The sequence below is a fragment of the Sphingomonas mali NBRC 15500 genome (genome assembly GCF_001598415.1).
In the GTDB taxonomy this organism is placed as follows: domain Bacteria; phylum Pseudomonadota; class Alphaproteobacteria; order Sphingomonadales; family Sphingomonadaceae; genus Sphingomonas; species Sphingomonas mali.
This window is the reverse complement of sequence record NZ_BCYX01000013.1, coordinates 28,965-51,460: the sequence shown is the minus strand read 5'-3', so window position 1 is coordinate 51,460 and position 22,496 is coordinate 28,965. Positions and strand designations below refer to the sequence as shown.

The 22,496-nt window shown below is 63.6% G+C and carries 23 protein-coding genes; 12 read left to right on the top strand and 11 right to left on the bottom strand.

Going from position 1 to position 22,496, the window contains the following annotated elements:
- Positions 1 to 9: 9 nt before the first annotated feature.
- Positions 10 to 702, bottom strand: a complete 693-nt coding sequence (locus SMA01S_RS11470) for a helix-turn-helix transcriptional regulator (RefSeq protein WP_066821832.1) — start codon at positions 700 to 702, stop codon at positions 10 to 12.
- Between the two features lie 117 nt (positions 703 to 819).
- On the opposite strand from SMA01S_RS11470, the gene SMA01S_RS11465 reads away from it, so the two are divergent.
- Positions 820 to 1,452, top strand: coding sequence for a glutathione S-transferase family protein (locus SMA01S_RS11465; protein WP_066821829.1), 633 nt, complete (start codon positions 820 to 822; stop codon positions 1,450 to 1,452).
- 71 nt (positions 1,453 to 1,523) lie between these two features.
- Here SMA01S_RS11465 and SMA01S_RS11460 read toward each other — a convergent pair whose 3' ends face one another.
- Positions 1,524 to 1,784, bottom strand: a complete 261-nt coding sequence (locus SMA01S_RS11460) for an SWIB/MDM2 domain-containing protein (RefSeq protein WP_066590217.1) — start codon at positions 1,782 to 1,784, stop codon at positions 1,524 to 1,526.
- Between the two features lie 384 nt (positions 1,785 to 2,168).
- On the opposite strand from SMA01S_RS11460, the gene SMA01S_RS11455 reads away from it, so the two are divergent.
- The 3 genes from SMA01S_RS11455 to fghA are packed head-to-tail and all read left to right on the top strand — an operon-like array spanning position 2,169 to position 4,532.
- On the top strand, positions 2,169 to 3,278 hold the full coding sequence (locus tag SMA01S_RS11455; protein ID WP_066821826.1) for an S-(hydroxymethyl)glutathione dehydrogenase/class III alcohol dehydrogenase: 1,110 nt from the start codon (positions 2,169 to 2,171) through the stop codon (positions 3,276 to 3,278).
- Positions 3,279 to 3,307: 29 nt separating this feature from the next.
- The gene (locus tag SMA01S_RS11450; RefSeq protein WP_066821818.1) at positions 3,308 to 3,688 is read left to right on the top strand and encodes a VOC family protein; all 381 of its coding nucleotides are present in this window, start codon (positions 3,308 to 3,310) and stop codon (positions 3,686 to 3,688) included.
- A complete protein-coding gene (gene fghA / locus SMA01S_RS11445) occupies positions 3,651 to 4,532 on the top strand; it encodes an S-formylglutathione hydrolase (RefSeq protein ID WP_174543120.1) in 882 nt (293 codons plus the stop codon). The genes SMA01S_RS11450 and fghA overlap by 38 nt, the downstream gene beginning before the upstream one ends.
- Here fghA and SMA01S_RS11440 read toward each other — a convergent pair.
- Both SMA01S_RS11440 and SMA01S_RS11435 read right to left on the bottom strand, forming a co-directional pair.
- Entirely contained in the window at positions 4,529 to 4,918 is a 390-nt protein-coding gene (locus SMA01S_RS11440) for a bleomycin resistance protein (protein WP_066821812.1), read from the bottom strand. The genes fghA and SMA01S_RS11440 overlap by 4 nt on opposite strands.
- Before the next feature lie 124 nt (positions 4,919 to 5,042).
- Complete coding sequence (locus tag SMA01S_RS11435) at positions 5,043 to 7,985, bottom strand: TonB-dependent receptor (RefSeq protein WP_066821809.1); 2,943 nt, start codon at positions 7,983 to 7,985, stop codon at positions 5,043 to 5,045.
- 231 nt (positions 7,986 to 8,216) lie between these two features.
- Between SMA01S_RS11435 and folE the strand changes: the two genes are divergently transcribed.
- From folE to SMA01S_RS11415, 4 genes are read left to right on the top strand one after another with little or no spacing between them, the layout of a single operon-like run.
- Positions 8,217 to 8,849: a GTP cyclohydrolase I FolE gene (gene folE / locus SMA01S_RS11430; RefSeq protein WP_066821806.1), complete on the top strand. Its 633-nt coding sequence runs from the start codon at positions 8,217 to 8,219 to the stop codon at positions 8,847 to 8,849.
- Entirely contained in the window at positions 8,846 to 9,625 is a 780-nt protein-coding gene (locus tag SMA01S_RS11425) for an SDR family NAD(P)-dependent oxidoreductase (RefSeq protein ID WP_066821800.1), read from the top strand. Before folE ends, SMA01S_RS11425 begins: the two co-directional genes overlap by 4 nt.
- Positions 9,618 to 9,977: a dihydroneopterin aldolase gene (locus SMA01S_RS11420; protein WP_066821797.1), complete on the top strand. Its 360-nt coding sequence runs from the start codon at positions 9,618 to 9,620 to the stop codon at positions 9,975 to 9,977. The genes SMA01S_RS11425 and SMA01S_RS11420 overlap by 8 nt, the downstream gene beginning before the upstream one ends.
- Positions 9,978 to 10,020: 43 nt before the next feature.
- Positions 10,021 to 10,542, top strand: a complete 522-nt coding sequence (locus SMA01S_RS11415; protein WP_066821794.1) for a DUF1993 domain-containing protein — start codon at positions 10,021 to 10,023, stop codon at positions 10,540 to 10,542.
- Positions 10,543 to 10,569: 27 nt separating this feature from the next.
- Here SMA01S_RS11415 and leuA read toward each other — a convergent pair whose 3' ends face one another.
- The gene (gene leuA, locus SMA01S_RS11410) at positions 10,570 to 12,255 is read right to left on the bottom strand and encodes a 2-isopropylmalate synthase (RefSeq protein WP_066821791.1); all 1,686 of its coding nucleotides are present in this window, start codon (positions 12,253 to 12,255) and stop codon (positions 10,570 to 10,572) included.
- A gap of 260 nt (positions 12,256 to 12,515) precedes the next feature.
- Here leuA and SMA01S_RS11405 point away from each other — a divergent pair, with 260 nt between their 5' ends.
- Positions 12,516 to 12,908, top strand: a complete 393-nt coding sequence (locus tag SMA01S_RS11405; RefSeq protein ID WP_066821789.1) for a BLUF domain-containing protein — start codon at positions 12,516 to 12,518, stop codon at positions 12,906 to 12,908.
- A 55-nt stretch (positions 12,909 to 12,963) separates the two neighbouring features.
- On the opposite strand, the gene SMA01S_RS11400 is transcribed toward SMA01S_RS11405, so the two are convergent.
- The 5 genes from SMA01S_RS11400 to miaA form a co-directional block, all read right to left on the bottom strand.
- Positions 12,964 to 13,566 (bottom strand): TMEM175 family protein, encoded by a 603-nt coding sequence (locus tag SMA01S_RS11400; protein WP_066821787.1) that lies wholly within the window; start codon positions 13,564 to 13,566, stop codon positions 12,964 to 12,966.
- 57 nt (positions 13,567 to 13,623) lie between these two features.
- The gene (ilvC, locus tag SMA01S_RS11395; RefSeq protein ID WP_066821785.1) at positions 13,624 to 14,643 is read right to left on the bottom strand and encodes a ketol-acid reductoisomerase; all 1,020 of its coding nucleotides are present in this window, start codon (positions 14,641 to 14,643) and stop codon (positions 13,624 to 13,626) included.
- 139 nt (positions 14,644 to 14,782) lie between these two features.
- A complete protein-coding gene (gene ilvN, locus SMA01S_RS11390) occupies positions 14,783 to 15,298 on the bottom strand; it encodes an acetolactate synthase small subunit (RefSeq protein ID WP_066821773.1) in 516 nt (171 codons plus the stop codon).
- A 4-nt stretch (positions 15,299 to 15,302) separates the two neighbouring features.
- A complete protein-coding gene (locus SMA01S_RS11385) occupies positions 15,303 to 17,051 on the bottom strand; it encodes an acetolactate synthase 3 large subunit (RefSeq protein ID WP_066822008.1) in 1,749 nt (582 codons plus the stop codon).
- Positions 17,052 to 17,136: 85 nt separating this feature from the next.
- Positions 17,137 to 18,039 carry a tRNA (adenosine(37)-N6)-dimethylallyltransferase MiaA gene (gene miaA / locus SMA01S_RS11380; RefSeq protein ID WP_084250257.1) on the bottom strand — a complete coding sequence of 301 codons (903 nt, stop codon included), beginning with the start codon at positions 18,037 to 18,039 and terminating at the stop codon, positions 17,137 to 17,139.
- 117 nt (positions 18,040 to 18,156) lie between these two features.
- On the opposite strand from miaA, the gene serB reads away from it, so the two are divergent.
- Both serB and SMA01S_RS11370 read left to right on the top strand, forming a co-directional pair.
- Positions 18,157 to 19,029 (top strand): phosphoserine phosphatase SerB, encoded by an 873-nt coding sequence (serB, locus tag SMA01S_RS11375; protein WP_066821769.1) that lies wholly within the window; start codon positions 18,157 to 18,159, stop codon positions 19,027 to 19,029.
- A 31-nt stretch (positions 19,030 to 19,060) separates the two neighbouring features.
- Positions 19,061 to 20,338, top strand: coding sequence for a serine hydrolase domain-containing protein (locus SMA01S_RS11370; protein WP_066821767.1), 1,278 nt, complete (start codon positions 19,061 to 19,063; stop codon positions 20,336 to 20,338).
- An 18-nt stretch (positions 20,339 to 20,356) separates the two neighbouring features.
- Here SMA01S_RS11370 and SMA01S_RS11365 read toward each other — a convergent pair whose 3' ends face one another.
- The gene (locus SMA01S_RS11365) at positions 20,357 to 21,502 is read right to left on the bottom strand and encodes an SPOR domain-containing protein (RefSeq protein ID WP_084250250.1); all 1,146 of its coding nucleotides are present in this window, start codon (positions 21,500 to 21,502) and stop codon (positions 20,357 to 20,359) included.
- Between the two features lie 265 nt (positions 21,503 to 21,767).
- Between SMA01S_RS11365 and SMA01S_RS11360 the strand changes: the two genes are divergently transcribed.
- The gene (locus SMA01S_RS11360) at positions 21,768 to 22,493 is read left to right on the top strand and encodes an AAA family ATPase (RefSeq protein ID WP_066821764.1); all 726 of its coding nucleotides are present in this window, start codon (positions 21,768 to 21,770) and stop codon (positions 22,491 to 22,493) included.
- Positions 22,494 to 22,496: the final 3 nt, after the last annotated feature.

Below are 22,496 nucleotides of genomic sequence, written 5' to 3'. Positions count from 1 at the left end.
CAGCCCTCGCTACGGTCGATGCCGCTGCGCAAGCCCGCGTTTCCAGCGCGATCGCAATTCGCCGGGACGCGCGGGATAATGTTCGTCGAGAAACTGGGCGGCGACGATGCGGTCGGTGCGGAAGTGGCGGAAATCCTGACGCAGTTCGCACCAGGCGGCGATCATTCGCGCCTGGTCGAAAAAGCCGACGATTACCGGCCAGATCACGCGATCGCTGACCTGCCCGTGCTCGTCGCGATAATCGATGCGGATCTTGCGCCCCTCCCGGATCCAGGTGCGGGCAATTCCCAGATCGATCGCGTCGGGTGGGACCTTTGATCGGGGCGGCGTGCCGATCGAGGGATCGGCGATGAACGGCCGCAGTCGCTCGGGCACGACCGAGGTGATCTTGGCGATCAGGTCGCGCGCGGCTGCCGCCAGTGCCGGGTCGCCGCGTCCGGCCACCCATTGCGCGCCGAGCACGGCGGCCTCGATTTCGTCGGGCGTGAGCATCAGCGGCGGCATGTCGAACGCATCGTCGAGGATGTAGCCGAAACCCGCTTCGCCGCGGATCGGCACACGCTGGCCGATCAGGTCGGCGACGTCGCGATAGATCGTTCGGGCAGAGACTTCGATCTCCGCCGCGATATCCTGCGCCGTGATCGGGCGCGACGACCGCCGCAGGATCTGGATGATCTGGAACAGCCGATCGGCGCGGCGCATGGTTAGGTCTATGCTCCCAACTTCCTACTGACAGGATGCTGTCAGTAGGGTCGGCTTACAAGCCTTTTCATCGGGCGCGGCGATTGGCCGCCGCCTCGAAGCGAAGGAGCCGCCACTATGATTACTCTCTACCACGCCCCGCAATCGCGATCGTCGCGCATGATCTGGCTGCTCGAGGAATTGGCGGTGCCTTATGAAATCCGCCCGGTGTCGATCTTCCGGCCGATGACCGGCGAGGGCGCTCCCGATCCCGCCAATCCACACCCCGACAAGCGCGTGCCGGCGATCGAACATGACGGTGCGTTGGTCGCCGAATCGGTCGCGATCCTCCTTTATCTCACCGACGCTTTTCCGAACGCCGGGCTGGGGCCGCGCGTCGGGGCCCCGGAGCGCGGTACTTACCTCACCTGGCTCGCCTGGTATGCGGCAGAGATGGAGCCGGCGATGTTCGCCGCGATGATGGGTGAACTGGTCGGCGCACCACGCAAACAGCGCAATTATGATGCGGTCGTCGAAAGGCTGGAGCGGGCGCTGGCGGATGGCTCCTATGTGATGGGCGCCGATTTTTCGGGCGCAGATTTCCTGATCAGCAGCGCGCTGGCGTTCGCACGCCAAGCTTTCCCGCCGAGCGAACTTATCGATGCCTATATCGAACGGTGCCGGACCCGGCCGGCGGCAGTGCGCGGCGCGGCGTTGGACGACGCGTCGGGCATTCAGATCGTGCAGCCGGTGGAACCCGTCGCGGCCTGAACGCTTTTCCGAAAGCAAAAAGGGCGTCGCGCGGTCTCCCGTGCGGCGCCCTTTCCGGTTTGAGGTCTGGCTTACGCCTTGACGTGCTTGGAGATGTGCTTGTTCATCTCGAACATCGTGACCTTGTCGGTGCCGAAGACCTTCTTGAGCTTGTCGTCGGCCAGAATCTCGCGCTTGTTGGCGGGGTTCTGCAGATTGTTCTTCTTGATGTGGTCCCACACCTTGCTGATCACCTGGCTGCGCGGCAGCGGCGCCGTCCCCACGATCGCGCCCAGTTCAGGCGACGGGGTGACGGGCGCGTGAATTCCGCCGGTCTTGGGTGCAGTAGCCATTGCATTCCTTCCTGTTCATTTGGCCGGTGTTCCGGCCCCAGACTCGTTACGCCTCATGGAGCGCGCGCCTCTTGTGCGCTGCCTTTTTGCGCTTGTCACGCCTTAGGATAGGGCGCTGACCGACTTTTGACGCACAGATGACATGACTGCGACACGCGAGACGCCGATTTGCGTCAGCGCGGTGCCGGCGGTGGGCAGTGTCGATCCCTGCAGTCCGGAGCGTGCGACTGGCAGCATCCGACGCCATCTCCAGGCGCTCCTCCCGACGCTTCGACCATTCGTGAGCGGGCAGGCGCATGATTGTCGAATTAAGGGTATGCTGAGAGGTTGCCCCCGCCGCGCCAGTGATTAGAAGCGGGCGCGATAACCAGGGAGCCGATACCGATGAAGACCCGCGCCGCCGTCGCATTCGAAGCGAAGAAACCGCTGGAAATCGTCGAGGTCGACCTGGAAGGCCCCAAGGCGGGCGAGGTGCTGGTCGAAATCATGGCGACAGGCATTTGCCATACCGATGCCTACACGCTCGACGGCCTTGATTCAGAAGGGATTTTCCCGTCCATCCTGGGTCACGAAGGCGCCGGTATCGTTCGTGAGGTCGGCCCCGGCGTGACCAGCGTGAAGCCCGGCGACCATGTCATCCCGCTCTACACGCCCGAATGCCGGCAGTGCAAAAGCTGCCTGTCGGGCAAAACCAATCTGTGCACCGCGATCCGCGCGACGCAGGGCAAGGGGCTGATGCCCGACGGCACGACGCGCTTTTCGTACAAGGGGCAGCCGATCTTTCATTATATGGGTTGCTCGACCTTCTCGAACTTCACCGTCCTGCCCGAGATGGCTGTGGCAAAGATTCGCGAGGACGCGCCGTTCCAGACGAGTTGCTATATCGGCTGCGGCGTGACCACTGGTGTGGGTGCCGTGGTGAAGACGGCGAAGGTCCAGGCGGGCGACAATGTAATCGTGTTCGGATTGGGTGGAATCGGCCTCAACGTCATCCAGGGCGCCAAAATGGTCGGCGCGGACAAGATTATCGGCGTCGATCTCAACGATTCGAAGGAGGAATGGGGCCGGCGATTCGGCATGACCGACTTCGTCAATCCGAAGAAGGTGGAGGGCGACCTGGTCGCGCACCTGGTCGCGATGACCGATGGCGGCGCCGATTACACGTTCGACGCGACCGGCAATACCGACGTCATGCGCGTTGCGCTCGAGGCGTGCCATCGCGGCTGGGGCACCAGCATCATCATCGGCGTGGCTGAGGCGGGCAAGGAAATCTCGACGCGGCCGTTCCAGCTCGTCACCGGGCGCAACTGGCGCGGCACCGCGTTCGGCGGCGCCAAGGGCCGCACCGACGTGCCCAAGATCGTCGACTGGTACATGCAGGGCAAGATCGCGATCGATCCGATGATCACCCATGTCCTCAAGCTCGATGAGATCAACAAAGGGTTCGACCTGATGCATGCGGGCGAGAGTATCCGCAGCGTCGTGGTCTTCTAAAAAACGCAGTCATCTTGGGAGGATAAACCATGTTTTCACACATGATGGTCGGCAGCAACGACCTCGACCGATCGAAGAAATTCTACGACGCGCTGTTCGGCGCGGTCGGCGGGAAGGATGCCATCGTCGATCCCAAGGGACGGCTGATGTATTTGCACAATGGCGGCATCTTCATGGTCACCGCACCGATCGACGGTGCGCCCGCTTGCCACGCCAATGGCGGCACGATCGGCTTTGCGATGGACAGTCCGGCGCAGGCCGATGCCTGGCATGCCGCCGGCGTCGCCAATGGCGGCACCGCGATCGAGGAGGATCCGGGCGTTCGGGAAGGGGCGGGCATGAAATTGTACCTCGCCTATCTGCGCGATCCCGATGGCAACAAGCTGTGCGGGCTTCATCGGCTGGGCTGATCGCGTGTCGCTGACCGTCAAATCGAGCAATCGCGCCTTCGGTGGCGTCCAGGGCGTGTATGAACATGCCTCGGCCGCCACCGGCACGCCGATGACCTTTTCGGTGTTCGTGCCTGAGCACGAGGCGGGCACGCAGCTGCCGGTCCTCTGGTATCTGTCGGGGCTGACCTGCACGCACGCCAATGTCACCGAAAAGGGCGAGTTTCGTCGCGCCTGCGCCGAGCACGGCGTGATTTTCGTCGCCCCCGACACCAGCCCGCGCGGCGACGACGTGCCTGATGACGAAGCCTATGATTTCGGCAAGGGCGCGGGTTTCTATGTCGACGCGACCCAGGCGCCCTGGTCAGCCAATTTCAGGATGCGCTCCTATATCGAGGACGAACTCCCCGCGCTGATCGCGGCCGAGTTCGCCGCGGCCGACATGACGCGCCAGGGCATCACCGGGCATTCGATGGGCGGCCATGGTGCGCTGACGATCGCGTTGCGTAACGCGGGGCGCTTTCGCAGCGTCTCGGCCTTCTCGCCGATCGTTTCTCCGCTTCATTGCCCTTGGGGTGAGAAAGCGCTGGGCGGCTATCTCGGCGGGAATCGCGCCGATTGGCGGTCCTATGATGCCTGCGCGCTGATCGACGACGGCGCGCGGGTGCCCGACATTTTGGTCGATCAGGGCGACGCCGACGCGTTTCTCGCCGACCAGCTCAAGCCAGAATTGCTGGCGGACGCTTGCCATCGCGCCGGGATCGACCTGACGCTGCGGATGCAGCCGGGCTATGATCACAGTTATTATTTCATCTCGACCTTCATGGCGGACCATATCGCCTGGCACGCGGCGCGGCTGAACTAAGCCTTTCCGGCGAAGCAGAGCAGATTGCCGTCGGGGTCGGCGACGATGAAGGTGCGCGCTCCCCAGGGTTCGGTGCGGAGCGGCTGGTGGAACGTCACGCCGGCCTCCTCGAACTCGCGGAACAGCGCTGCGGCATCGTCGACGGTCAATGTTGCCGATAGCGCATCGGGCTCGTCGGCGCGAAAACCGATCGGGCCGTCCGACGCGCGCAGGTTGATCCGCGCGCCATCGCGGACGACCTGCGCATAGAAAGCGGGCTCGCCATGGGTAAAGGCGAGCGCGAAACCGAGCTGGCGAGCAAAGACATCGACCGCCGCCGCGATGTCCGTGACATAAAGCTGCGGCTCTGCCGCGATGATCGTGGCGCGGGGAAGACTGTCGATCATCGTATCCTCTCCTGGCGGCGGCCCTATGGGCGGTTCTTCCGCCACGGCATCGGCGAGAGCAAGAAAAAGGCTCCGGGGGGTAGACCCCGGAGCCTTTCAGAGTGCGAGGCTGGCGCCTCCCTTTTTAGAACTTGAAGCCGGCAGCAAGACCATAGCGGCGCGGTTCGAGCGTGAACGCGTTGGTGAACAGACCGGACGACTGGTCGGTCACGTAGAGGCCGGTGATCGCGTTGTTGTTGGCCACGTTCTGAATGAAGGCGCGGACATAGAATTTGTCGCTCGGCCCGTTCAGCTGGAGCTGGGCGTTGATCACCTCATAGCCCTGGATGCGGTTGACGTTCCCGTTGAAGATGCTGCCATAATAACCGCCGGTATAGGCCAGGTCGACGCGCGGGGTAATGTTCCAGTCATTGCCCAGCTGGCCAGTCCACTGAATGCCCGCCGAGAATTTGTAGTGCGGCGACTGCGGCAGTTCGTTGCCCTTGATGTTCACGGCGACACCCGAGCCCAGCACGGTTACCGGGGCAGCGGTGGCGGCGGCAAAGGCAGTCAAAAGATCGCAGACACCGAACGCGCCGGTCGTGTTGGTGCCCGGGATCGGCGTCGTGCCTTGGAGGTTGCCCGGTTGGGCCGGGATGCCTTGTGCCGCAAACGCCCCGGCGTTGATCGCGGCGTTCGCCGAGTTGACGAAGCCATTCGAGATCGCCGCGTTGCGCGAATTCGACACCACCGCACAGTTCGAACCGTTGGTGATATCCTTAATGATCACTGCATCGGCGCGGCCGCCCGACGGATCCTGCGGATTGCCAAGGAACTTGTCGCTGGCGACCTTGGTATGCAGATAGCTCGCGGTCAGATTGATCAGCACCGAATTGCTCGGCTTGATGATCGCCTCCGCCTCGGCGCCGTAGATGTCGGCATCGACGTTATCGTTGACCGAGGTGCGCGCGACGATACGGCTCAACTGGAGCTGCTTGTACTGGTAATAGAAGGCAGTGAGGTTGAGGCGCAGCGTGCCGCCCAGGAAGGTATTCTTCGAGCCGATCTCGAATGCATTGACCGTTTCCGGGCCGAAGGTCAGCGGGACGCTGAACCCAGCGGCCAGCGACGGATTGATGCCGCCCGATTTATAGCCGCGCGAATAGGATACGTAGAGCAGGTTGCGCGACGTGATCTGCCAATCGAGAACCGCGCGGCCAGTCAGGCGTCCGAAACTGACATTGTTGATTGCCAGCGGCTGGTTGCCCGAACGTGACGGATCGGCGTCGTAGCAGGCAAAACCCGGCGCCGCATAGGCATTGGCGGCGCCCACCGGAACCGGGCAGTTCAGCAGGTTGGTGCGCGACTGATAGTCCTTTTCGTCGTGGTTGTAGCGCAGACCGCCGGTCAGCTTCACCTTGTCGCTGAAGTTTACATAGGCTTCCCCGAAGAAGCCGTAGCTCTTCAGATGGTAGAATTCGGAGTCGTTGCGATAGAATGGCGTGCCGAGAACATTGCCGGCGCCCCCGCCGAGCAGGCCTGCTGCATAGTCGAGCGCGAACGAGTTCACATAATAACTATTGTCTTTGACCTTATAGTCGAGATAGCCCGCGCCGACCAGGAAGTTGAACGGTCCGTCGAGCTTCGACGAGATGATGCCTTCGCCGAACCACTGTTTGCCGCTCGCGGTCGAACGGTCGAAGTCGAGGCTGGTCGACGCGCAGACCTTGTGACCGCTATAGACGCCGGTGCCGGTCGGTTCGGCAAGCGACTGACAGAGGGTCGAGGTGTTGCCGTTGGGCAGCAGGATGTTGCGGATCGCCTGGTAACCCGGGCCCAGAAGGCCGGCGCCGGCAAGGGTGTTGAACAGGTTGAGGCCGGGGTTGGTTGCGTATGAGCGCTCGATGCCGACGTTATAGTCGACCGACGAGTCAGTCATGCCCTCGGTATAGCCACCGTCCAGCTTGAACAGCACTTTCCCGAAATCCTGCGAGAAGTTGACCAGGACCTGCTTCTCGTTGGTCTTGAACGTCGGCAGCGAGTCGATGTTGACCGTCCGCATGTCGGCCGGGTTGACGTAGCCGGTATAGCTGTCGCCATCGGTTCCATAGACGCTGCCGAGCGCGAAACCAGCGAGCGGCGCGGTCGAGGTGCGCAACCTGAGGAACTGGCTCGATGTCAGCACCGAGGCCAGCGTCGCGTCACCATTGACCTGCTCGAAGCCGAGACGGTCGGGCAAGCAGCCCAGCACGCCGGTCGGATCGCGATGGCAGAGCTGCTTCTGGATGCGCGAGCGATCGTCATTTTCTTTGAAATAGTGACCGACGATGTCGAGTGTGGTGTTCGAGGTCGGCTGGAAACGCAGCGACACGCGGACATCATACTGATCGCGGCCGTCGATGTTGCTGTTGGTGGACAGGTTCTTGGTGAAGCCATCGCGGTTCAGATAATAGCCCGCGACGCGAACGCCGAAGATGTCGCCCAAGGGTATGTTGAGCATGCCCTTGACGCGGACGCTGTTGTAATTGCCATATTCGACGTCGCCCGAGGCATGGATGCCCGACAGATCGGGCTTGGCGCTGATGAAGTTGATCACGCCGCCCGTCGCGTTGCGGCCGAACAGCGTGCCTTGCGGCCCGCGCAGCACTTCGATGCGCTCGACGTCGAAATATTCGTTCTGGAAGATCGGCGAACCGAGCACCGGCACATCGTTCACGTGGATCGCGGTCGCGGCGTCGCAGGTGACGCCGACGCAAAGGTCGCCGATGCCGCGAATGTTGAACGACGACGACGAGGTGAAGTTACCCTTGGTGAAGGTGATGTTCGGCAGCGTCAGCTGAAGATCGCTGGTCGTATTGATCTGCTGCTCTTTCAGCGTCTCGGCGCTGAACGCCGACACCGCGATCGGCACGGTCTGCAGCGTTTCGGACTGGCGCTGGGCGGTGATGACGATGTCGGCAATCTGGTCCTGATCGTCAGCCTGCGGTGCAACGGCCGGCGTCGCGGGCGCGGGTGCATTCTGCGCCATCGCGGGCGTGGCCGCGATCAGCGCGATAGCCGACGCGGCAAGCAGTTCGAATTTCTTCATGGTACATCCCCTCATGCATGCGCCCCCGATCTTGGTGCCGGTTGGCGTGGTTTCCGACGAACTGGCATCAGCCTAGGTAGCTTGGTCTTGCGGCGTCAATGGGCTTCAGGCACGGAAAACAGCGGGTTTCCTAGCCTGTTGCTTAAAAGAAACAGTATGGACCATACCCAAGGCTCGATTTTATGGCCCTGCCGTAACGTCAGCAAGGTTTGAAAGGCCGGATCGACAACCATGAATGACCATGACGATGATTTGAATGACGGCGATCTGGTGGCCCCCGCGCCGAAAATTCCGGTGCCTGACGAGGTAGCCGACGCGGTTCGCACACTGATTCGCTGGGCCGGCGACAAACCCGATCGCGAAGGGCTGGTCGATACCCCCTTGCGCGTGGCGCGTGCGTGGAAGGAGTATTGCGCGGGCTATCAGGACGACCCGGCAATGCATTTGAAGCGGGTGTTCGAGGAAGTCGGCGGCTATGACGACATCGTGCTGCTGAAGGACATTCCGTTCCAGTCGCACTGCGAACATCACATGGCGCCGATCATCGGCAAGGCGCACATCGCTTATCTGCCCAAGGATCGCGTGGTCGGGATCTCCAAACTGGCGCGCGTACTCCACGGCTTCGCCCGGCGCCTGCAGGTTCAGGAACGGCTGACCGCGGAAGTCGCCGATTGCATCTGGGATAATCTGAAGCCCCAGGGTGTCGCGGTGGTGATCGAGGCGACGCATGCCTGCATGACCGCGCGCGGGGTTCGCACGCCGGGCGTGTCGATGGTGACGAGCCGCATGATGGGCGTATTCCGCGACGACGAACGCAGCCGGCGCGAGATTCTGGCGCTGATGGACATGCAGGGCAGGGCGTGACGCGCACGCGCACTGTCCTGGTCACCGGCGGATCGCGACGGATCGGTGCGGCGATCGTCCGCGCGCTGGCCGGGGCGGGGCATCGCGTGGTGATCCATCACCACCATCCGTATGACGAAGATGCCGTATCGCTGGCGCAAGAGCTCGATCCATCCGGCGATCGCGTCGCGACGGTGGTCGGCGACCTCGCCGCGCCCGATGCCGCGTCCGCGATCCTGCGCGCGGCGCGCAATGCGATGGATGGTCCAATTGATGGCCTGGTCAATTGCGCGTCGGCCTTCGAGTTCGACCGGCCGCCGCACTTCGATCCTGCCTTGCTGGCCCGGCTGACCAATGTGAACTTGGCGGCACCGGTGGCATTGGCCTGTGCGCTGTCCGAGCAGGACGGACTGCAGGATGGCGCCGTGGTCAATCTGCTCGACCAGAAGGTGGCCAATCTCAACCCGGATTTCTTCAGCTACACGCTGACCAAGATCGCGCTCGAAGGCGCGACGACCATGCTGGCCCAGGCGCTGGCACCGCGCATCCGGGTCAACGCCATCTCGCCCGGCCTGACCTTGCCGAGCGGCGATCAGAGCGATGCGGAATTCCGGAGCGTTGCGGACGAGAATCTGCTGCGCCGACCGGTGCCGATCGGGGAGATCGCGCGGGCGGTCGATTATCTGCTAACCACGCCGGCGGTGACGGGGCACAATCTGTTCCTCGATAATGGCCAACGGTTCCTCAAGCGCGAGGGCGACGTGATGTTCTCCACGCCCGGACGCCGGGATGGCTGAGGCGACCTATACGATCCGTCTCGATGGGCTCGAGGTGTGGATGGGGCTCGGTATCCATGAGGTCGAACTTGCCGGCCCGCAGCGCGTGCTGGTGTCGGTGGCGATGACCTGCGCCTATCCGGCGGTGCCCGAGGATCGCATCGAGGCGGTGGTCGATTACGATCCTATCCGCGAGGGCGTCCGCGAGATCGCGGCGGGCGGGCATGTCATGTTGCAGGAAATATTGTGCGAGCGCATCGCGACCCTGTGTCTGGCCGATCCGCGCGTGGTCGCGGTGACGGTGCGATCGGTCAAGCCAGACATCTATCCCGACGCGCAGATCGGCTGCGAGGTTGTTCGCACGCGAGATTGACGTTCCCTGTCGTTTACGACGCAAATCCAGTAGGGAAAATGATATGACGCTGTCGCTCTATTCCGCCGTCGTTCCCAATTACGTTCAGATCCTCGGCGCCGTGCGGCGCCTGCTGGACAAGGCGGAGGCGCATTGCGCCGAGACCGGCTGCGATCCCGCAGATCTCCACAAGGCGCGGCTCGCCGACGACATGCTGCCCTTCGGTTATCAGGTGAAATCGTGCTCGGCACATTCGATCGGGGCGATCGACGGCGTGCGGGCCGGAGTCTTTTCGCCCGACATGAATCCGTGGCCGACGACCTTCGACGGGCTGCGCGAGGCGATCGATCATGCGCTTGCCGCTGTCGAAGCGCTCGATCCCGACGAGATCAACGGCTTTGTCGGCCGCGACATGAAGTTCACGATGGGCGAGATGACGATGCCGTTCATCGCCGAAGACTTCCTGCTCTCCTTCTCGCAGCCCAATTTCTATTTCCATGCGACAACGGCGTACGACATCCTGCGCTGGAAAGGCGTCAAGCTAGGCAAGCGCGACTTCATGGGTCGCCCGCGGTTGAAGGCATGACGGCCCTTTGCGGCGGCGGGGAGGCGGTCAACCGCGTTGGTCGGGCGGCGTGCCGGCTCGGTTCGCCGCACTGAGCACGGCGCGGACGCTGGCGGTCGCGACGTCCTCGTCGATCCCGACGCCCCACACCGTCTGGCCGTCCGCTGCGCGACACTCCACATAAGCCGCTGCCTGCACGTTGCTGCCGTGGCCGATCGCATGTTCGACATAGTCCACGACATCGAGTTCGATCCCGAAGCCGTCGCGGATTCCCGCGAGCACGCTCGAGATCAGCCCATTGCCGCGTCCGCTCACCGATTTGACGCTGCCCGTCTCGGCGATGCTGCCAGCGAAGATGCGTTCGCCATTGGGCGCGCGCGTCTCGTCATAGGCCTGGAGCTGCAGCCGCTCGCCGCCATAGGGCAAATAGGTGCGCTGGAAGAGTTGCCAGATATCCTCGGCGTCGAGTTCGCGGCTGGTCTGGTCGGCCAGGGCCTGGACGTGCTTCGAGAAATCGGCCTGCAGGCGCTTGGGCAGTTTCAGCCCCTTGTCCTGCTCCAGAATCCAGGCAACGCCGCCCTTGCCCGACTGCGAGTTGACCCGGATCACCGCTTCATAGCTGCGGCCCAGGTCGGCCGGGTCGATCGGGAGGTAAGGAACCTCCCAATAATCGTCATTCTGGCGTTCGCGCGCACCGAAGCCCTTCTTGATCGCATCCTGATGCGACCCCGAGAAGGACGTATAGACCAGCTCGCCGGCATAAGCGTGACGCGGATGAACGGGCAGGTTGGTGCAATAGGTCACGGTATTGATGATCTGATCGATGTCGGAAAAATCCAACCTAGGATCAACGCCTTGTGTATACATGTTGAGCGCGACTGTCACCAGATCGCAATTGCCGGTACGCTCGCCGTTGCCGAGCAGACAGCCCTCGACGCGGTCGGCGCCGGCCATCAGACCCAATTCGGCGGCCGCGACGCCGGTGCCGCGGTCGTTATGCGTGTGCAGGCTGATGATCACGCTGTCGCGGTTGGGAATGGTGCGCCCGAACAGCTCGATCTGATCGGCATAGACATTCGGCGTCGCGCATTCGACCGTCGCGGGCAGGTTGAAGATGATCGGCTTGTCGGGCGTCGGCTGGAGCACGTCCATCACCGCCGCGCACACCTCGACCGAGAAATCGACCTCGGCAGTGGAGAAGGTCTCCGGGCTGTATTCGAACCGCCAATCGGTGCTGGGCCGCGCGGCGGCGCAGTCGCGCAGCATCTTCGCACCCTCGACCGCGATCGCCTTGATCTCGTCCTTGGTCATGCCGAACACGATCTTGCGCCAGGCGGGCGAGACGGCGTTGTACAGATGGACGATCGCGGTCGGTGCGCCGATCAGGCTGTCGAAAGTGGTCTCGATCAGGTCGCGGCGCGCCTGGGTCAGCACCTGGAGCGTGACATCGTCGGGTACGCGGCCCGACCGGACCAGATTCTGGATATAGTCGAAATCGGTCGCGCCGCTCGCCGGGAAACCGACTTCGATCTCCTTGATCCCGGTCTTGACGATCAGATCGAAGAAGCGGGTCTTCTTTTCGGCGTCCATCGGGTCGATCAGCGCCTGGTTACCGTCGCGCATGTCGGTCGACAGCCAGATCGGCGCCTTGGTGATCGTCCGCGACGGCCATTGACGGTCGGGCAGGTTGATGGTCGGGAAGGGGCGGTATTTGGTCGATGGATCGCGCAACATGGCTATGGCTCTTCTCGTCGTCAGGAGCGGCGGGGAGGGTCAGGCCCTTAGGCGCGGTGCGCGCCGTCACCGGCACGCGGGATGAAGTACGCGCCTAAGGGCGCGTAAGTCGAAGCAGGGTAAGGCCGAGCCCGATCGTCATCTCAGGTTCAGCCCTAGCCGCCGATGGTTAAGAAAGTCCAGCCCGAAACAACATTGATCCACGGCAATGAGGCGCCGGACGCGTTGTGGCAGTCATGCTGCCCTGTAAGGAGTAGCCTGTGCGTCAGATCATCTATCGCAGCATTACCACATCGGAAAGCGGCCGCGCGGCTGACGACATCCCGGACATCGTTCGCGAAGCAACGGCGCGCAACGGGTTGGATGGAATTACCGGACTGCTCTACGCCGAGGAGGACGCGTTCCTGCAGGCGATCGAGGGACCTGCCGATAGCATGTCCGACCTGATGGAGCGGTTGGAGAACGACGCTCGGCATCGCGATCTGACTATTCTCGTCGACCGTTCGATCACGGAACGCGAATTCGGGGACTGGACGATGATCTATCGCGACCGCCGTGAATCGATCGACGCATTCGACGATCGTCTGCGCGTATTGCTCGCCGGCGTTTCGGACGAGACCGTACGTCATTTCAGAGCATTGCAGCCGGCTTAACGTTCGTTTTCGACAACCGAGGTGTTCCAACCGCGACGCGGGATCGGGCGAGACGTCAATCGCCGAACAGTGCGTCGAACGGACTCTTGGGCAAGCACCAGAGGAACGCAACGAGCGCCGCAGCGGCGATGCCGAGCCACGGCGACAAGAAGGTGAGCGCTGCGCCGGCGAGGTAGATCAGCACCGCAGCGACGCCCTTGCGCGATGTCTGGCGGTGATAAGTCTCCGCCTCCGGCCCGTGGACACCGGTACGCCGGATTTCGCCCTGAAGCGGGACGTAGAACACGCCCGGCAGGACCATCGACGCAAGGTAAACCAGCGTCGCGTCGCGGCTGAAATGCTGCTCGCCGAGATAGGCGGCGGTGAACGGGATCAGCGACAGCGTGAACAGCAGGCCGAGGTTCAGCCAGATCAACAGGTTGGTCACCCGCGTCGCATGGCTGAACAAGCGGTGATGGTTCGCCCAATAGATGCCGACATAGGCGAAGCTCAGCACATAGGCGAGGAAGACCGGCCAGAGATGGACGAGCTTGTCGAGCCCGGGCGCCTCAGGGGCGTGCAACTCGAGCACCATGATGGTGACGATGATCGCGATTACGCCGTCGGAAAACGCCTCGACACGCCCGATCCCCGGCCTGCCTTCCCCACCTTCGCTCATTCTGTGTCGGACCCCGCCTTGACGACGAGGCCGACATTACCAGAAACCGGCGGCACGTCAGTTCTTTTCCTTGTCCACCAGCTTGTTGGCACCGATCCACGGCATCATCGCGCGCAGTTCGCTGCCGATCTTCTCGATCGGGTGCGCAGCCGCCGCCTTGCGCGCTGCCTTGAGTTCTGGCTGCCCGGCGCGATTGTCGAGGACGAAATTCTTGACGAAGCGACCCGACTGGATGTCGGCCAGCACGCGCTTCATCTCGGCCTTGGTCTCGTCGGTGATGATCCGCGGGCCGGTGGTGATGTCGCCATATTCCGCGGTGTTCGAGATCGAATAGCGCATGTTGGCGATGCCGCCTTCATAGAGCAGGTCGACGATCAGCTTGGTTTCGTGGAGGCATTCGAAATAGGCCATCTCGGGAGCGTAGCCTGCCTCGACGAGCGTCTCGAACCCGGCCTGGATCAGGTGAGTGATGCCGCCGCACAGCACAGCCTGTTCGCCGAACAGGTCGGTTTCGCACTCTTCCTTGAAATTGGTTTCGATGATGCCCGACCGGCCGCCGCCGACGCCTGAAGCGTAAGCGAGCGCGATCTCATGTGCGTTGCCGCTCGCGTCCTGATGGATCGCGATCAGGCAGGGAACGCCACCGCCGCGGACATATTCGCTGCGTACGGTGTGGCCGGGGCCCTTGGGCGCGATCATGATTACGTCGATATCCGACGGCGCCTCGATCAGACCGAAATGCACGTTGAGGCCGTGCGCGAAGGCGATCGCCGAGCCGGGGCGCATATTGCCCTTGAGGTCGTTGTCCCAGATCGCGGCCTGATGCTCGTCGGGGGCGAGGATCATCAGGATGTCGGCCCAGGCGGCCGCATCCTTGTTCGACATGACCTTGAACCCGGCGCCCTCGGCCTTCTTTGCCGTGGCGGAACCCTCGCGCAGCGCGATCGCGACGTGCTTGACGCCCGAATCGCGCAAATTCTGGGCATGGGCATGGCCCTGCGAACCATAACCGACGATGGCGATCTTCTTGTCGGTGATCAGGTTCAGATCGGCGTCGCGATCGTAATAGACACGCATTCGAATAGCTCCCTTTGATTTCAGTCGTCATGCCGGACTTGTTCCGGCATCCAACTTTCCTCGGGCGATACCGCTTGAGGTGCGTTGGACCCCGGCACGAGGCCGGGGTGACGGTTGGTATTTCGGGTCGGATCCGGCTTTACGCCGCGTCCTTCCCCCGCGAAATGGCGACGATACCGGTGCGCGCGACCTCGATCAGGCCGACCTCGTTCATCAGTTCGACGAATTTGTCGATCTTCTCGGTCCCGCCGGTCACCTCGAACACGAAGCTCGCTATCGTCGCATCGACCACGCGGGCACGGTACACCTCGGCCAGGCGCAGGGCTTCGATCCGCGCTTCACCAGTGCCGCGCACCTTGACCAGCGCGAGCTCGCGCTCGACATGCGCGCCCTCCGTGGTGAGGTCGCGGACCTTGTGCACCGGCACCAGCCGATCGAGCTGCGCGACGATCTGTTCGAGGACATGGCTGCTCGCCGACGTCACGATGGTGATCCGGCTGACTTGCTTGTCCTCGGTGATCTCGCTCACCGTCAGGCTCTCGATATTATAGCCCCGCGCGGTGAACAGTCCGGCGATGCGTGCCAGGATACCCGGCTCGTTATCGACGATCACCGCGAGCGTGTGACGCTCGGCTTTCTCTTCTTTTATATGCATGGGATCAGACCAGCGCCTTGGCTTCGTCGTCGAGCGTGCCCGCCACCTGATCCGTTTGCAGGATCATTTCGACGTGCGATGCGCCCGAGGGGATCATCGGGAAACAATTCGCCAGCTTGGCGACGCGGCAGTCGACGATCACCGGGCCGTCATGCGCGAGCATGTCGGCGATACCGCCATCGAGCTGCGACATCTCCTCGATCAGGATGCCCTTCCAGCCATAGGCTTCGCCGAGCTTCACGAAATCGGGCAGGCTGTCCGAATAGCTTTCGGCATAGCGCCCTTCATAGGTCAGTTCCTGCCACTGCCGGACCATGCCCATATATTCGTTGTTCAGGATGAAGATCTTGACCGGCAGCCGGTATTGCGTCGCCGTCGCCAGCTCCTGGATATTCATCTGGATCGACGCTTCGCCGGCAATGTCGATGACCAAAGCCTTCGGATTGCCGAGCTGCGCGCCGATCGCGGCGGGCAAGCCATAGCCCATCGTGCCGAGCCCGCCCGAGGTCAGCCATTTGTTCGGCGCCTCGAAATCGAAATGCTGCGCCGCCCACATCTGATGCTGGCCGACTTCGGTGGTGATGATCGGCGCTCGGTCGTGAGTTGCTTCCCACAAGGCGCGGATCGCGCGCTGCGGCATGATTTCCTTGCCATTGCCTTCGGGGAAATCGAGGCTCTTGACCGCGCGCCAGCCCTCGATCCGGCGCCACCATTCGCTGGTGTCGGGCTTGGGATGCTGGCGCGCTTTCCACACGCGGACCATGTCCTCGAGCACGTGGCCGACATCGGCGACGATGCCGAGGTCGATGCGCACGGTCTTGTTGATACTCGAGCGGTCGATATCGACATGGACCTTGCGCGCATTGGGGGCGAAGGCGTCCAGCCGCCCGGTGACGCGGTCGTCGAACCGCGAGCCCAGAGCAAGGATCAGATCGGCCTGGTTCATTGCCCAGTTCGCCTCGTAGGTCCCGTGCATGCCGAGCATGCCGAGCCATTGCGGGCTGGACGCCGGGAAGGCTCCGAGACCCATCAAGGTCGACGTGACCGGCGCGCCGGTGATCTTCGCGAGTTCGCGCAGCAACAGCGACGCCGCGGGTCCCGAATTGATGATCCCGCCGCCAGTATAGAGGATCGGGCGCTCGGCTGCCGCCAGCATATCGACCAATTGCTCGATCACTGCAGGATCGGCCTTGATCTGCGGGCGATAGGTCTTGTGCTGGATCGGTCCGGGCCGGGTGTATTTGGCGGTCGCGACCTGGACGTCCTTGGGAATGTCGATGACGACCGGTCCAGGGCGGCCCGACGTGGCGATATGGAATGCCTCGTGGACGGTCGCGCCGAGCCGGGCAGGGTCCTTCACCAGATAATTATGCTTGGTGCAGTGCCGCGTGATGCCGACGGTATCGGCTTCCTGGAATGCGTCCGATCCGATCAGGTGCGTCGCGACCTGGCCGGTGATGACGACCATCGGGATCGAATCCATCAGCGCATCGGTGATCCCGGTAACTGCGTTGGTCGCACCCGGGCCGGAGGTGACGAGCACGACGCCGGGCTTGCCCGTCGAGCGCGCATAACCTTCCGCCGCATGGGTCGCTGCCTGTTCGTGGCGAACCAGAATATGCCGCAGCCGCTTCTGCTTGAAGATCGCGTCATAGATCGGGAGCACCGCGCCGCCGGGATAGCCGAACACGACTTCCACGCCGAGATCGCACAGCGCCTCGACCAGGATATCGGCTCCACTTTTTTCGGCCACGACAACGTCCTCCTTCTTCGCATGCGCAACATGATTGCAGACGGGCGGCTCTACGTGCATGAAAACTACGCGTCAACCGTCAATGTTATAATCTTATTGCTATTTCACTAATTAGATTGAAACTATCTGTCTCTTCGGTGTGTGTCCAGTCCGCCGGGGGCTGATTGCGGAACCATGTGTATTGGCGTTTGGCATATTGGCGCGTGGCAAGGCTGGCGCGCTCGATCGCTTCATCGAGCGTGATGTCGCCCAGCGCGGCGGCGGCGAGTTCCGGCATGCCGATCGCGCGGCGGATGGGTGCGTCGAGGGGGACGTCCTCGCGGGCGATCAGCGTCGCCACTTCGGTCATCGCGCCGGCATCGACCATCGCGGCGAAGCGGCGATCGATCCGCTCGTTGAGCCAATCGCGCGGCGGCAGCAGGATCGTCGCGATAAGGTCGATGCGCTCGCCGATCCCGCCGATGCGCTCGCGCCGCCACTCGGCGATTGGGCGTCCGGTGGAGCGGACGACTTCCAGCGCGCGGCAGATGCGCGTGGTGTCGGCCGGGTTGAGCCTTGCCGCTTCCGCCCGGTCGACAATAGTTAGTGCCGCATAGGCTTCAGGGAGGTTCATTGCTCGCACCCCGGCGCGAATGCCGGGATCGATCTCGGGCACCGGCGCGATCCCGTCGATCAGCGTACGGAGATAGAGGCCGGTGCCGCCGACCAGGATCGGCAAGCTGCCAGCCGCCACCGCGCGATCAATCTCGACCCGCGCTTCCGCCGCCCAGCGCGCGGCGGAATAGCCGGTGTCGGCGGCGTCGACATGGCCGAACAGGCGATGCGGCGCGCGCTCTTCCTCCTCGGGCGAGGGACGGGCTGTGACGATGCGCAACTCGCGATAGACCTGCGCGCTGTCGGCGTTGATGATCGTGCCGTCAAACCTTTCGGCGAGCGCGAGCGCGAGAGCGGACTTGCCGCTCGCGGTCGGCCCTGCGATGAGCGCCACTTTCGGACGAGCGGCCAACCCTACCACCGCTCGCCCTGAACCTGTCGAAGGGCGTGCCTACGTGCTTCGACAAGCTTAGCACGAACGGAGGGAAAAGACGGCAATCGGAGGTCCAGTTTGTTCATCGCCACCCTGATAGCTCCGACGCTGCCAAAGGGCGAGGTCGCCGCCGCGCTCGACCGGCTCGACGCCGCGGGTTGCCTGCCCGTGGCGCATGTCTGGGTCGAGCAAGGCGAAGCGATGGACCTCCAGTTCGGTCGCGATCCCGACGCCGCGCGCGGCGCGCTGGAAGGGCAGGGCTATGACGTCGTCGTCCAACCTGCCGAGCATCGCCGCAAGAAGCTGATCGTCGCTGACATGGATTCGACGATGATCACGGTCGAATGCATCGACGAGCTGGCCGATTATGCCGGGATAAAAGCGCAGATCGCGGCCGTGACCGAGGCGGCGATGCGCGGCGAGCTCGATTTCGGCGAGGCGCTCGATGCGCGCGTCGCGTTGCTCAAGGGGCTCGACGAAAACGTGATCGCACGCTGCCTTGCCGAACGCGTCAAGATCATGCCGGGCGCGCGCGAGCTCGTCCGCACGATGCGCGGCTGGGGTGCGACCGCGATCCTGGTATCGGGCGGCTTCACCCGCTTCGCCGAACCGGTCGCCGCCGAGATCGGCTTCACCCGCGCGATCGCCAATGTGCTCGAAATCGCCGACGGCAAGCTCGCCGGCACCGTCACCAAGCCGATCGTCGACGCCTCGACCAAGCTCGCCACCCTGTCCGAGGCGGTGCTCGACCTCGGCCTGTCGCGCGCCGAAACCCTCGCGGTCGGCGATGGCGCCAACGACCTCGCGATGATCACCCAGGCCGGGCTGGGCGTCGCCTATCACGCCAAGCCCGTGGTCGCCGCAGCGGCGGGCGCGCGGATCGATCATGGCGACTTGTCAGCGCTCTTGTTCGCACAGGGTGTTGCGCGGAAGGACTGGATTAGCGAATAGTGAGCGTTAACAAGGCTTGAGGGAGGGGGCGATGGACCGACGTAGTGCACTTGCGGTGATGGCGTCGGGGCTGGCCTTGCCGGCATTCGCGGCCAAGCGTCGTCTTTCTCCCGCTACCGCCGGATTGGCAATCGATCGCAACCGCATCGATGCCACGCTCAGGCAGATGGTATCGGCCAACCGCGCCGCCGGTGCCTCTTGCCTGATCTGGCAGCGCGGCGCGGAACGTTATTTCGGAGCCTTCGGCTTTGCCGATCGCGAGGCGAAGCGGGCGATGGCGCGCGATACGCTGGTGCAGATCTTCTCGATGACCAAGCCGGTCACGGGCGTCGCGCTGATGCAGCTCTGGGAGCAGGGTAAGTTCGGGCTCGACGATCCGCTGGCGAATTATCTTCCGGCGTTCGGCAAAGTGAAGGTGCTGGCGGGTGGCACTGGCGCCGACAGCAAGCCGTTGCTACGCGATCCGGCGCGACCGATCATTGTCCGCGACATCATGCGGCACACCGCCGGCTTTTCCTACGGGATGCGCGATACCGCTGCCGACAAGATCTTCCACGAGGTGGATCCTCTGGCGCTTACCAACACGCTCGACGAGTTCGGCGACAAGCTTGCGAGCGTCCCGTTGCTGTTCGATCCGGGTGCCGAGTGGAGCTACAGCGCTGCGGTCGATGTCCAGGCATTGCTGGTCGAGCGTCTGACCGGCGAGAAATTCGAGCCTTATGTTCGCCGCACGATCCTCGAGCCCTTGGGGATGAAGGACACCGCCTGGACCCAACCGCCGGAACGCCTTGCGCGGTTCGCAGCTACTTATACCCAGGCCGCGGGTGGCAAGCTGGATCGCGTTCCCGACGACAAGGCGCGTGCGCTCAATTTCGGTCCGCGCAAGCTGACGATGGGCGGTGCGGGGCTCGCTTCGACGCTTGACGATTATATGCGGTTCGCGCGGATGCTGCTTGGGCGCGGCACGCTCGACGGAACCCGTATCCTTTCGCCCGACACGATTCGCGTGATGTCGACCGACCAGCTCGACCCTCGGATCACCAAGCGCTTCTTCCTGCCCGGCAAGGGTTCGGTCGGGTTCGGTATCGATTTCGCGGTGCGGATTGCGCCGCCCAAAGATGCGAAGGAGAATCGAGGAGCTGTCGGCGAGTTCTTCTGGGACGGCGCGGAAACGACCTTATTCTGGGTCGACCCTCTCAACGATCTTGCCGCGGTGTTCTTCGTCCAGGTGCTTCCGTTCGACGGGACATTGCATCACGACATCCGCCAGGCGGTGTACGGGCCGGGCTATACCGGCCCGGCCGCCTGACGCCGTTACGGCCGGACGTTACGGTTTGACCGGCACGCACTCAGACCCGGCGCGCTTGACCGCGCCGCACAACCGCGCCGCATCGGCCTGCGAGCGGATCGGGCCGGCCTGAAGCTTGGTGATCGGACCGACGCGACGCAGATAAGGCTGCATGCCGGAAAGGCCGCCGACCTGGCCTTTGAGCCGCGCCCACAAGGCCTTGGCATTGCCCTCGTCACGGAAGGCGCCGAACTGGACGCGCCAGCCGCCACCGCTCGCAACTGCAACCGGTGCGGGTTCCGGCGCGGGCCGGACGGGCACCGGCTTCGGGCGCGGGGCAGGCGGGACTGCATAGGCGGGAGGCGGATTGTTGGCCGGCCCGGGATTATAGGCAGGCGCCGGAGTGTAGGTCTGCGGCGGATTGGCTGCGAGCACCGGCGGCTTGTTCTTGCCCGGCCTGGATCCCTTGCCGGGCGCGGGATAGCTAGTGCCGGGCTGGCCATAAACCGGCCCCGGCGTCGGCGAGGGCGGTACGTCGGTCGAGGTGATAGCGGGGCCATCGGGGCCGCCGCCGGTAATCTCGGATGCGTAATTGCCGTTGCTGGCGACCTGCGTATCCATCTTGCGCGCGAGCTCGATGCCGCGCTGGCGCTGGTCGGCGGGGATATATTTGTCCATCTCGGCCAGCGTCTGCGATCCCTGCGGCAGGCCGGCGCCCGACGAACGCGTCATCAGCGCATAAGCGCGCACCCAGTCGCGTTCGATCCCGTCGCCGTTGAACAGCATCGTGCCGAGCACGAGTTCGGCGCGGGGTTCGCTGCGGCCGACCGATTTTTCGAGCCACGGCACCGCCTCGGCGCGCTTGCCGTCCTGGAACAGCGCGAGGCCGTAATTGTCCTCGGCCTGGGCGTGACCCTGCAGCGCCGCCTTGCGATACCAGCTTTCCGCCATCGGCAAGTCGACCGGCACGCCGCGCCCGAGCTTATAGGCCTGACCTAGATTGAATTGCGCGTCGGCGTCGCCGGCGATCGCCGCCTTGCGCCATTCGTCGACCGCGGCTTTATAGTCGCCGCGGTTCCAGGCATCGACTCCCGCTTTGGTGTCGGCCATCGCCGGCGCGCCGATGGCGACGGTCGCCGCGATGGCGGCAAGGGAAAGCGCCGCAGCGCCGATCAGCGTTCGCATGTTATTCGTGTCCCGCCCAATACACTTCAGGGATAATATCGCGCTGTAACGGGCGAATGGCAAAGAAAAGGTTAGGCACGAGTGTGTTTGAAAACTCGCGAAAGAGCGAGTTTTGAGACCTGGTGTCGCGAAACGCGCCCCTCAGCCCGTTTTCAAACAGACCTCCACGATCGTTTCGCCTCCCAACTGAATATCACGGCGTTAACCTGTTCTTAGCTCGCCCCATGGCACCTCGCTTCCCGAATAGCGGGGAGTAACAGGATCAATGCGCGTTCTCGCGATGGCATCGCAGAAGGGCGGATCGGGCAAGACGACGCTGTCTGGGCACCTTGCGGTGCAGGCACAGCTTGCCGGAGCCGGCCCTGTCGTGCTGATCGACATCGACCCCCAGGGATCGCTGTCGGATTGGTGGAACGAGCGGGAAACGGAATTTCCCGCCTTTGCCCAGACCACCGTTGCGCGGCTTGCTGCCGATCTCGAAGTGCTGCGTCAGCAGGGCTTCAAGATGGCGGTGATCGATACGCCGCCAGCGATTACGATGGCGATCCAGAGCGTCATCCAGGTAGCCGAGCTGATCGTCATTCCGACGCGCCCGTCGCCGCATGACCTGCGCGCCGTCGGCGCCACGGTCGATTTGTGCGAGCGTGCCGGCAAGCCGCTGATCTTCGTGGTCAACGGCGCCACGCCTAAGGCCAAGATCACCTCGGAAGCCGCGGTCGCGCTGTCGCAGCACGGCACCGTGGCTCCGATCACGATCCACCACCGCACCGATTTTGCCGCGTCGATGATCGACGGCCGCACCGTGATGGAAGTCGATCCCAAGGGCCGCTCGGCCGCCGAAGTGACCGAGCTCTGGGCCTATATCTCCGACCGTCTCGAAAAGAATTTCCGTCGCACGGTCTTTTCCGCGCCGACCGCGATGCAGCATCCGGGTTTCGGTGCGCGTCCGCAGGCCGGCGGTGGTGGCTTCGGCCGCCGAGTGATGAGCTGAGGG

Bases quoted from the DNA above. Each gene is read 5' to 3' on its own strand.
- SMA01S_RS11470 (WP_066821832.1), bottom strand. From the start codon at position 702: ATGCGCCGCGCCGATCGGCTGTTCCAGATCATCCAGATCCTGCGGCGG.
- SMA01S_RS11465 (WP_066821829.1), top strand. From the start codon at position 820: ATGATTACTCTCTACCACGCCCCGCAATCGCGATCGTCGCGCATGATC.
- SMA01S_RS11460 (WP_066590217.1), bottom strand. From the start codon at position 1,784: ATGGCTACTGCACCCAAGACCGGCGGAATTCACGCGCCCGTCACCCCG.
- SMA01S_RS11455 (WP_066821826.1), top strand. From the start codon at position 2,169: ATGAAGACCCGCGCCGCCGTCGCATTCGAAGCGAAGAAACCGCTGGAA.
- SMA01S_RS11450 (WP_066821818.1), top strand. From the start codon at position 3,308: ATGTTTTCACACATGATGGTCGGCAGCAACGACCTCGACCGATCGAAG.
- fghA (WP_174543120.1), top strand. From the start codon at position 3,651: ATGGCAACAAGCTGTGCGGGCTTCATCGGCTGGGCTGATCGCGTGTCG.
- SMA01S_RS11440 (WP_066821812.1), bottom strand. From the start codon at position 4,918: ATGATCGACAGTCTTCCCCGCGCCACGATCATCGCGGCAGAGCCGCAG.
- SMA01S_RS11435 (WP_066821809.1), bottom strand. From the start codon at position 7,985: ATGAAGAAATTCGAACTGCTTGCCGCGTCGGCTATCGCGCTGATCGCG.
- folE (WP_066821806.1), top strand. From the start codon at position 8,217: ATGAATGACCATGACGATGATTTGAATGACGGCGATCTGGTGGCCCCC.
- SMA01S_RS11420 (WP_066821797.1), top strand. From the start codon at position 9,618: ATGGCTGAGGCGACCTATACGATCCGTCTCGATGGGCTCGAGGTGTGG.
- SMA01S_RS11415 (WP_066821794.1), top strand. From the start codon at position 10,021: ATGACGCTGTCGCTCTATTCCGCCGTCGTTCCCAATTACGTTCAGATC.
- leuA (WP_066821791.1), bottom strand. From the start codon at position 12,255: ATGTTGCGCGATCCATCGACCAAATACCGCCCCTTCCCGACCATCAAC.
- SMA01S_RS11400 (WP_066821787.1), bottom strand. From the start codon at position 13,566: ATGAGCGAAGGTGGGGAAGGCAGGCCGGGGATCGGGCGTGTCGAGGCG.
- ilvC (WP_066821785.1), bottom strand. From the start codon at position 14,643: ATGCGTGTCTATTACGATCGCGACGCCGATCTGAACCTGATCACCGAC.
- ilvN (WP_066821773.1), bottom strand. From the start codon at position 15,298: ATGCATATAAAAGAAGAGAAAGCCGAGCGTCACACGCTCGCGGTGATC.
- SMA01S_RS11370 (WP_066821767.1), top strand. From the start codon at position 19,061: ATGGACCGACGTAGTGCACTTGCGGTGATGGCGTCGGGGCTGGCCTTG.
- SMA01S_RS11365 (WP_084250250.1), bottom strand. From the start codon at position 21,502: ATGCGAACGCTGATCGGCGCTGCGGCGCTTTCCCTTGCCGCCATCGCG.
- SMA01S_RS11360 (WP_066821764.1), top strand. From the start codon at position 21,768: ATGCGCGTTCTCGCGATGGCATCGCAGAAGGGCGGATCGGGCAAGACG.